Source organism: Streptomyces sp. SID3343, from assembly GCF_009865215.1.
Classification (GTDB): domain Bacteria; phylum Actinomycetota; class Actinomycetes; order Streptomycetales; family Streptomycetaceae; genus Embleya.
The window spans coordinates 1-9,865 of record NZ_WWJX01000268.1 but is presented as its reverse complement, the minus strand read 5'-3'; the positions used below and the strand labels follow the sequence as shown (position 1 = coordinate 9,865).

The 9,865-nt window shown below is 72.6% G+C and carries 5 protein-coding genes; 3 read left to right on the top strand and 2 right to left on the bottom strand.

Features of this window, described 5'->3' with window-relative positions:
- Together GT354_RS09360 and wecB are read left to right on the top strand one after the other, a co-directional pair.
- The coding region (locus GT354_RS09360) for a glycosyltransferase family 2 protein (protein WP_161355806.1) at positions 1-974 on the top strand (974 nt) is incomplete at its 5' end.
- Positions 975-1,005: 31 nt separating this feature from the next.
- Positions 1,006-2,139, top strand: a complete 1,134-nt coding sequence (wecB, locus tag GT354_RS09355; RefSeq protein WP_161355805.1) for a UDP-N-acetylglucosamine 2-epimerase (non-hydrolyzing) — start codon at positions 1,006-1,008, stop codon at positions 2,137-2,139.
- A 50-nt stretch (positions 2,140-2,189) separates the two neighbouring features.
- Here wecB and GT354_RS09350 read toward each other — a convergent pair whose 3' ends face one another.
- Positions 2,190-3,092, bottom strand: coding sequence for an MBL fold metallo-hydrolase (locus GT354_RS09350; protein ID WP_202511683.1), 903 nt, complete (start codon positions 3,090-3,092; stop codon positions 2,190-2,192).
- A gap of 189 nt (positions 3,093-3,281) precedes the next feature.
- Here GT354_RS09350 and GT354_RS09345 point away from each other — a divergent pair, with 189 nt between their 5' ends.
- Positions 3,282-4,181 (top strand): LysR family transcriptional regulator, encoded by a 900-nt coding sequence (locus GT354_RS09345; protein WP_161355804.1) that lies wholly within the window; start codon positions 3,282-3,284, stop codon positions 4,179-4,181.
- 284 nt (positions 4,182-4,465) lie between these two features.
- On the opposite strand, the gene GT354_RS09340 is transcribed toward GT354_RS09345, so the two are convergent.
- Positions 4,466-9,865, bottom strand: a 5,400-nt coding sequence (locus GT354_RS09340; RefSeq protein ID WP_161355803.1) for a carboxyl transferase domain-containing protein, incomplete at its 5' end; no start/stop codon positions are given.

The window sequence follows — 9,865 nt, the reverse complement described above, 5'->3', positions numbered from 1 at the left end:
ACACCGACCGCGCCCGAGTCGTCCTCGGCGTGATCGACGCCGACGGCCGGCTCGACCCCGGCGCCCTCGCGTCGGTGTGCGCCGACCAGGCGATGGGCCGCCCCGACACCGGCGCCGTGCAGATCGGGGTCCGCATGCGCAACGCCGAGGACCGGCGGCCGTTGCCCGACCGCGGCCGACTCGCCAACGCGCGCGCCCGCGTCCTGATCCGGATGCAGGACATCGAGTTCCGGGCCAACAACACCGGCATGCAACTCCTGCGCCGCCGTACCGGAAGCGTGGGCCTGGGCGGCAACGGCCAGTTCGTCCGGCTGAGCGCCCTCGACTCGCTCGCGGGCGAGCACGACCGGCCCTGGCCCGAGCGCGCCCTCCTGGAGGACTACGAATCCGGACTCGAACTGCGCCTGGCCGGCTGGCGTCTGACGCACGTCACCGAGGCGCAGGTATCCCAGGAGGCACTGATCTCGTCCCGGCGCTTCCTGGCCCAGCGCACCCGGTGGGCCCAGGGCAACATGCAGTGCCTGCGCTACACCCGGCGGATCCTCACGTCCGCGCACTACCGCCCGGCAGGCAAGGCGGAGGTGATGTACACCTTCACCCAGCCGCTGGTCTGCGTCCTGTTGGTCGTGCTCACGCCCCTGTCGATCGCGATCACGGTGGTCGGGGCGATCGTCTTCCCCGACGAGACGGCCGACTTCCAATTCCACTTCGGCCCGCTGATGGCGGGCGCCTTCGTCCTCGCCGCGACGCCGATGGTGGCCTGGGGGCTCGCCTACCGGGGGCTCGTCCATCCCGACCGCAGTCGGCTCACCGGACTGCTCTGGGGCGTCCTGCTCTGGCTGTACACGTACCACCTGTTCGTGGTCGCCACCCGGGCGGCGCTGCGGCTCGCGCTCGGCCGCAACGGCTGGGCCAAGACCCGGCGCAACGCCGAGGTCGAACTCGTGGGCATGCCCACCGCCCTCGAAGCCTGACCGACCCGAACCACCGCACGGAGAACCGAACATGAACGTCCCCCGCCTGCCCCGCGCCAGTGTCGCCGTGGTCCTGGGCACCCGCCCCGAGTTGGTCAAGCTCGCCCCGCTCATCCACGAACTCGGCCCAGCCGCACGGCTGTTGCACACCGGCCAGCACTGGGACGAGGCGATGTCCGGACGCTTCCTGCGCGACCTGGACCTGCCCCACCCCGAACTGCTCACCGGGATCGGCGGCCGGCCCCGCGCCGGCCAGATCGCCCACTCGCTGGACCAACTGGACGCCGCCTTCACCCGCCGGCGGCCCGCGGCCGTGGTCGTCCAGGGCGATACCAACGCCACCCTGGCCGGCGCCCTGGCCGCCAACGCCCTGGACATCCCGCTGGTGCACGTCGAGGCCGGGCTGCGCAGCTTCGACCGCGCCATGCCCGAGGAACACAACCGGGTCATGGTCGACCACGTCGCCGACCTGCTGTGCGCCGCGACCCCCGCCAACGCGGCCAACCTGCGCGCCGAATCGGTGGACGAGCGGCGCATCGCCGTCACCGGCAACACCGTCGTCGAGGTCGTGCGCGGCCGGATCCCCGACCGACCGGCCCGTACCGCGCTGCTCGCGACGTACGGCCTGCGGCCCGACACGTACGTGCTGGCCACCGTGCACCGCCCCGAGAACACCGACACCGCCGAGGCCCTGCGCGCCGTCCTGGCCGAACTGGACGAGATCGCCCGGGCCGGCACCCCCGTACTGTTCCCGATGCACCCGCGCACGCGGGCCGCCGTCGAGCGCTTCGACCTGACCGCGCTGTTGCGACGGATCACGACGGTCGGGCCCACGGGCTACGGCGAGTTCCTCGCCCTGGCCCGACACGCGGCCCTTCTGGTCTCCGACTCGGGCGGCATCCAGGAGGAATGCACGGTCCTCGGCCGCCCGCTGCTGGTGGTGCGACGCTCCACCGAACGGCCGGAGGCCGTGGACACCGGCTTCGCCGCCCTCGTGCGGCCCGGCCCCGAACTGGGCGAGACGGCGCGGTCCTGGCTGGCCGACACACCCCGGCGCCTGGCCCGTCTCGCGGCCACCCCCAGCCCCTACGGTGACGGCCTCGCCTCGACCCGCATCGCCCACCTGACCACGCAACTCGCCCAGCCGGCCCCGATCGCGGCCTGACGCCGCCGTCCGGCCACCGTCACGGAGAACGGAGTTCACCGCGCGGGAGCCTACGCGGCGGGGTGTTCCGAGCACAGGCAATGGACGCCCTTCTCTATCCACTCCCGGCCGACCCACTCCGGGTGCCGCTCGATCATCAGTGCCGAGATCTCGTCGACGATCGTCGCGTCGCCGACGGCGCTGTCGCGGCGGATCCACGTCTCGTCGCGCAGCAACCGCAGGTAGTCCCGGACGTCCGCGAGCAACTGCGGGCCACCCACCTCGCCGTGACCGGGCACCACGACCTCGGCTCCCCGGTCCGCCAGCCGCTGCATCACGGCCAGCCAGCGGGTGCCCGAGACGTCGGTGTCGTGCGGCGGGAACCACGGGAAGATGGCGAATTGACCGGCCTCCACGAGGTCGCCCGTGAACAGGACGTCGGCGTCCGGCACCCGGACCACCTGGTCACCCCTGCTGTGGGCGCGGCCCGTGGCCCGCAACTCGACCACCCGGCCACCCAGGTCCAGGTCGTACTCCCGGTCGTAGACGACGTCGGGCTCGGCGAGGACGACTCCCTCCAGGCGGCGTGCGATCGGCTCGCCGAGGCCCTTGAACATGGCGAGATACCCGGGACCCTTCACCCTCAGGTCCTCGGCCTGGGCACGGTTGACCAAAAACGTCGCCTCGCCGGCGAAGACCTCGGCCCCGAACGCGTGCTCGGGGTGAAAGTGCGTCGTGGTCAGGTACAGCCGACGGCCCTTGGCATATTCGGTCGCGAAGGCCAGCACCTCGGCCGCGTTGTCGGGGCCCAGGCCCGTATCCACGACCAGAACGGAGTGCCGGCCGCCGACGATCCCGATGTTCGGCACGAGCTGCACCCCCCGGTTCGGGACGACCACCAGGTCACGGGCCGGCTCCCACGCGTTCGTGACATGGACGTCGGGGTCCGGCATGACGTGTTCGGCTTCGGCCATCGTGGCTCCTCGGGTTCGCGGTCGATCGCACCAGGGCGGCCCGGCACCGCGCGCAGTGACAGGCAGGCCCGCCGCGGCGGGCGGTGTCGGGCCGTCTCGGGTCGTGTGGTGCCAGTGCATCGCGGGAGCGCCGGCGGCGTCCAACACCTGTTCCCACGTGCCGATACCGCGCGGGTATCGTTGCCGGTGATGGACCTACGAACGCTGGGCTATTTCGTGGCGGTCGCCGAGGAACTCCACTTCGGCCGGGCCGCCGCACGACTGCACATGACCCAGCCACCGCTGAGCCGGGCCATCCGCAAGCTGGAGACCGACCTCGGCTGCATGCTGCTGCACCGCTCACCCAGCGGTGTCGTGCTCACCGCCGCCGGGACCGCGCTCCACGACGAGGCACGCACCCTGCTGGCCCAGGCCGAACACGTCCGTACTCGCGTGGCGGCGGTGGCCGGCACCGCCGTACTCACCGTCGGCACCCTCGCCGACAGCGCCGAGCAGGTCGGCACCCGCCTGGCCGCCGCCTACCGGCAACGCCATCCGCACACCCGGGTCCGCATCCGCGAGGCCGACCTGACCGATCCGACCGCCGGGCTGCGGGCCGGACTCGTGGACGTGGCCCTGACCAGGGCGCCTTTCGACGACACCGGCATCACCGTCCGGGTCCTGCGCCGCGATCCGGTCGGCGTGATCCTGCGCGCCGACGACCCGCTCGCCGACCACGAGAGCCTGCGACCGGACGCCCTCGCCGAGCGGCGATGGTTTCGGCTGCCCGAGGGCACCGATCTTCGGTGGCAGGCCTTTTGGGCCGGTGGGCCGACCGGCGCGCCCCGTCGCGACGGCCCCGTCATCCGCACCGCGCACGAATGCCTGCAGTCCGTCCTGTGGGACGGCACGGTGGGCCTGGCACCGCTCGGCCACGCCCTCCCCGAGGGCCTCGTGGCCGTGCCGTTGACCGACATGCCGTCCAGCGATCTCGTCCTGGCCTGGAACAGCGGCGACATCGACCCGCTGATCCGCTCCTTCGTCCACATCGCCGCAGCCGTCTGCGGCCCGGGCCGCACGACGCCGGAGCGGCGGCCAGGCGGCCCGTAAGCCCCCCAGCCGCGCAGCCCGCGATCCCGCAGCCCGTGTCCCCGGCGCCTGCCAGGATCCGTGCCATGCCGGACACTTCGACCGATCAGCCCGCCGCCACCGCCGCCACCGCCGCCACCGGCTCGACCGCCGCCACCGACTCGACACGGTCCGCGTCGCCCGCACTCCCGACGGCCGGACGTGGATCACCGCCGGGGCCGGCGCGTTCCGATGCGCCGACCCCGGCGGTGCCCGTGGAGGCTCGTTCGCCCCAAGTCCGCCACCCGATCAATCCCCGTGCGGCGTCAGCCCTTCGGGCCGTGCCCGACGGCCTTCATACCCGCCTCGATCGCCTCGACGATCCGCGGCCGAAGCTCGGCCGCACTGATGATGGCGTCCACCGAACCGACCTCGACCGCGCGCCGAATGCTGTGCACCCCATCGAACTCCGCGGCGACCTCGCCGAGTTTCTCCGCCCGGACGGCGGACCGCAGCTCCGGGAGCCGGGCGCTCAGCGCCGCCCGCTCGGCGCCGCCGGCCATCGTGACCTGGCCCTGGAGGTCGGTCACCCGCAGGTCGGTCGCGGTGCGGTTGTTCACGTCTCCGGAGAAGACCACGGCCGCCGCCGGGGCGCCGCCGAGCACCGAGGCGAACGAGCCCTCCAACGCCAACACGGTCATGCTCGGGTTCAGGGCCTTGGAGAACACCACGAACGCGCCGCCGTGATAGCGCGAGATCACGCAGAACACGATCGGGCCCTCGAAGTTGACGATCGCCCGGCCGATTTCGGCGCCGTACTCCAGTTGGAGCTTGCGCATCGACTCCGGTGAGCCGTCGAACCCGGACAGGTTCGCCAGCACGACCACCGGCCGATTGCCGGACGCCGAGTTGATCGCCCGCGCGGTCTTCTTCGACGACCGCGGAAACAGCGTGCCCGCGGTGTACGTGTCGGGCCCGTCGGTGGGCGGGAAGCCGCGCCGCGGCACCGGCCGCGACTCGATCCCGATCAGGCAGACCGGCCGCCCGCCGATGTGCACATCCTGCACCGCCGAGGTGTCCGCGTCGGCCATGTCCGCCCAGCGCTCCAGCACCGGGTGGTCCTGGTCGGACAGCGCGCGCATCACCGTGCGAATGTCGAACGGCTTCTTGCGGTCCGGGTTGTGCTCCGCCGAGAAGATCTGACCGACGGTGGCGAAGTCGCTGCCGGCGACCGTGTGCGCGAACGCGGAGACGTCGCGGTCGAGCGGGTCGGTGGTCACCGCCACCCGCGGTGCCGACTCGCCCGGCACGACGTAGGTGTGGTCGTAGTGCGCCATCAGCACGTCACGAGCGGCCGGCAGGTCCGGCGCCCAGTACTGTGCCTGACCGTTCGGGCCCATCACACGGTCGTAGCCGCCGATGCCGAAATTGTCCTCTGCCGACACACCACCGGAGAAGTCCAGCGACTGCTTGCCGGTGAGCACCATCGCCGAGTCCGGCGTCATCACCAGGATGCCCTTGGTGTGCATCAGCATCGTCGCCTCGGCGTTCCAGTACGGCTGGGCGCCCACGTTGATCCCCGCGACCACGATGTTGATCTCGCCGCCGGCCTGGGTGAACGTGATGATGCGCTTGAGCGCGGCCGCGACCCAGTCCATGTTCTCGGTGCCCGAGGACATCGAGATCCGCGCGCCCGCCGACAGCGCGAACCACTCCAGCGGGACCCGCATCCGCTCGGCCAGGTCGAGCGCGGCGATCACTCGCGAGCACTCCGGCTCCGACACCGCGCCCAGCGCCTTCGTCGGGTCACCGAGCAGCACCACGCGGGTGACGCCTTCGGGGTGGCGTTCGGTCGGCGTCGTGACGACACCCGCGACGATCGCCGCCGAGTTCTTCCCGCGCGGCCGGTCGACCGGCACGAGCAAGCCGTGCGCGTCGAGGTCGTGCTCGACGAAGCTGCCGTCGAACCCGGCGAGCAGGCCGGTCAGTTCGTACGGGTAGACGTTGCCGCGTCGGGCCGCGCGCAGCACCTTCTGGCGGTAGTCGTCCAGCGGCTGCACCGGTTCCGTCGACGGCTCGCCCACGTGTGTGCGCGCGCCGTGGCCCGGGTCGAGGGTGATCCGTACGGCGACCTCGGTCAGTTCGCCCTCGTCGGTGCGCTGCCGGGTCAGGAACTGGACCTCCTCCAGCCCGGCGCCCGCCGTGGTCGGCAGGATGCGTCGGACGAGCGTGTCGAGCTCGTCTGCGGTCAGTTCGGTCGGCGGCCAGACGTACATCATGATGCGGTTGGTGTCGAACCGCTTGTTCTGTGGGCGCCGCGCCTGGATGTTGCGGATCGCGTCCAGGCCCGCGTTGATCGCGTCCTCCACCGCGGGCAGCGCTACCAGTCGGCCGTCGGCCTCGCGCAGCGGCGTCAGGTCGCGGACCTGGCCCAACGCGAAGAGCCGCTCGTCGGCCGGATTGCTCTTCGCGACCGCCTTGAACAGGTAGATCTCCTCGTCGGCCGAGGGCAGCCGGGTGAGGTCGAACTCGCGCAGCCGCTGCAATTGGAGCCGCTGCGCGATCTGCGGGTGCAGGCCGCGGATCAGCCGGTCCTCGGCCCAACCCGCGCCGTCCGGCCGGAAGGTGAAGTGGTGGTGCATCACCGCGCCACCGGGGCCGACGACGGTGGTGGTGATCCGGCGGACACCGACGGGCAGCGGGTGTTCGGCGAGCAGCCGTCCCAGCCGCGCCGCGATCGCCTCGGTGTCGGGCTGGTCCTCCCACATGACGTACAGGTCGGCGACCAGCCCGCGTTCGCCGACGTCGGCGGCGAACGCGGCGACCGCGTCGATGGCGTCGGGCAGCGCGGCGATGTCGACGGTGGTGGCGACCACGCGCGTCACGCGGGCCGGCCCGGTGTGTTCGGCGCTGACGAACCGGCAGCCCGCCTGCTCGCGCGCGGTCACCGCGGACAGCCCGCGGTTGCCGTAGTAGCGGCGGGTCAGTACCTCCAGCAGGGGAGCGTGGTCTCGGCCGGGCCGCCCGATCAGGCGGACCAACGGTTCCGCGGCGGCCACCATGGCCTGGATCCGCCGGGCCCGGTCCGGCGCGTCCGGATTGTTGTCGAGGTAGCGCAGGTCACCACGCACCGCGGCGTAGACCTTGGCGCGGTTGCGGCGCAGCAGCGGCTGGGCGAACCAGCGGAACACCACGGCGCGGGCCAGGTCCGACACGGCGGGGAAACGCACCTGGGTGGCTTCGATGAGGTGTTCGAGGGTGAGCCCGGCGCGCTCCAGGTGCGACTCCAGCGGCGGCGCTCCCGCCAACCACTGCTGGAGCAGCTCCGAGACGATCGCGACATCGGTCGTCGTGCGCTGTTGCGCCAGGAAGATCCGAAAGACCGCGGCCTCCAGCTCCGGCGTGCGATCCAGGTCGGTGATGCCGTAGTGCCCGAGCACCCGCTTCAGCTTCGCCTGGAACCCCTCGGTGATCCCGGCGCGTTCGACGTCCAGGCTGCGCAGGTAGCTGTGGAAGTACTCGCGCGGGCTGTGTACCGGGCTGCCCGGCTCGACCTCCGACTCACCGCCCGGCTTGTTGCGGCTCAGCTCCGACAGGTCGGCGAACACCCCCAGCAGGTCCACCTCGCCCGGCAACGGCCGGCCGTCGAGCTCGGCGCGTGCGGCCAGATATCCGGACAGCACGCGCTTGTGGTCCTGCGAGTCGACGTCGAAACCGAGGAGCAGGCCGCGCAGGTCCCGCAGGCCGCGACCGACCTGCTCGGCCGCGGACACGACCGCCGACTCGGCGGGCAGGTCGATCTCGACCCGCTCGCCGCCGGTCTCCTCGGCGACGTCCTCGGCGGCGCCCTCGTCGGCGAGGGGCTCCAGGCGCATCACCGGCGCACCGGTCTCCACCTGGCTGCCCACCGACACGGGGCATTCGCGCACCCGGGCCCGGAACGGCGCGCGCAGCACCGTCTCCATCTTCATGCTCTCCAGCACCAGGATCGGCGCGCCCGAGGCGACCTCGTCGCCGACCGACAACGGCGTCGCGACCACCAACGCGGGCGCGGGGGAGCGGACCACGCCGCCCTCGTCGCGGCTGACCCGGTGGGTGACGCCGTCGACCTCGACCAGGTGGATCGGGCCGTGAGTGGCCGTCACCAGCCGGAAGCGGTGCCCGTTGACGGTGAGCCGGCCGCTGTGCGCGTCGAACCGCTCGACCTCGATGTCCGCCGCGTGCATGTCACCGCCGCCGGTGAGGCCGACACGGAAGCGCTGCCGGCCGACGCGGGCGACGCTCACCCGGTAGCCGACGCCGCGGAGCTTGAGATCCAGCGGGCGGCCGCTCTCGTGCTGGGCCTGCGGGCGTCCGCCCCGCGCGGTGGACAGCAGCCGGCGACGGCTGATCTCCTCCCCGTCCTGGTACGCCTCGATCGCGGCGGCGGCCAGGGCGATCCCCGAGTGCCGGTGGTTGACCAGGCGGCCGTCGGCGCGGACCCGGTCGATCCAGCCGGTGTCGGCGCTCGCGTCGATCACCTCGGGCTGGTCGAGCAGGTCTATCACGAAGCTCTTGTTGGTGGTGCCGCCCTCGATGATCACCGTGGTCTCGGCCATCGCGCGGCGCAGCCGGCCCAGGGCCTCGTTGCGGTCGCGGCCGTAGGCGATGATCTTCGCGATCATCGAGTCGAAGTCGGCCGGGATCGTGTCGCCCTCACCGACGCCGGTGTCGACACGGATGCCGGGGCCGGCGGGCAGCACAAGGCGCGCGATGCGGCCGGGCGAAGGGGCGAAGTCGCGGTCGGGATCCTCGGCGTTGAGCCGGGCCTCGACGGCGTGGCCGGCCTCGGCGGGCTGGAGGCCTTCCAGCTTCCCGCCGTTCGCCACGTGCAATTGCAGCCGGACCAGGTCGGTGCCGGTGGTGATCTCGGTGATCGGGTGCTCGACCTGGAGCCGGGTGTTGACCTCCAGGAAGGCGAACAGCCGCTCGCCGGGGTGGTACAGGAACTCCACGGTGCACGCGCCGCGGTAGCCCACGGCCAGGGCGAGCCGCTCGGCGGACGCCTTCAGTTCCGCCGTCTGCTCCGGTGCCAGGACCGGGGACGCGGACTCCTCGATGATCTTCTGGTTGCGTCGCTGCACCGAGCAGTCGCGTACGCCCAGCGCCCACGCGGTGCCCTGCCCGTCGGCGATGACCTGGACCTCGACGTGTCGGGCGCCGGTGACCAGGCGCTCCAGGAAGACCACGCCGGAGCCGAAGGCGCGCAGCGCCTCCTGGCTGGTGCGCAGGTAGGCGTCGGTCAGGTCCTCGTCCGAGGCGACCATCCGGATGCCGCGCCCGCCGCCGCCCGCGGTCGCCTTGAGCATCAGCGGGTAGCCGATCTCGCGGCCGGCCCGCAGCGCGTCCTCCAGGGTCGCGACCTCGCCGCGGCTCCACGGCGCGACCGGGACGCCGACCTCCTCGGCGATCAGCTTCGCGCCGATCTTGTCACCGAGCTTGCGCATCGCGTCCGCGCTCGGCCCGACGAAGGCGACCCCGATCCGCTCGCACAGCTCCGCGAACGCCGGGTCCTCGGCGACGAAACCCCAGCCGACCCACGCGGCGTCGGCTCCGGTCTCCACGAGCGCCCGCTCCAGGACGGCGTGGTCGAGGTAGGGCCGAGCCGAGGCCGGGCCGAGCGAGTAGGCGATGTCCGCTTCACGGACGAAGGTCGCGTCGCGATCGGCGTCCGTGTAGAGGGCGAC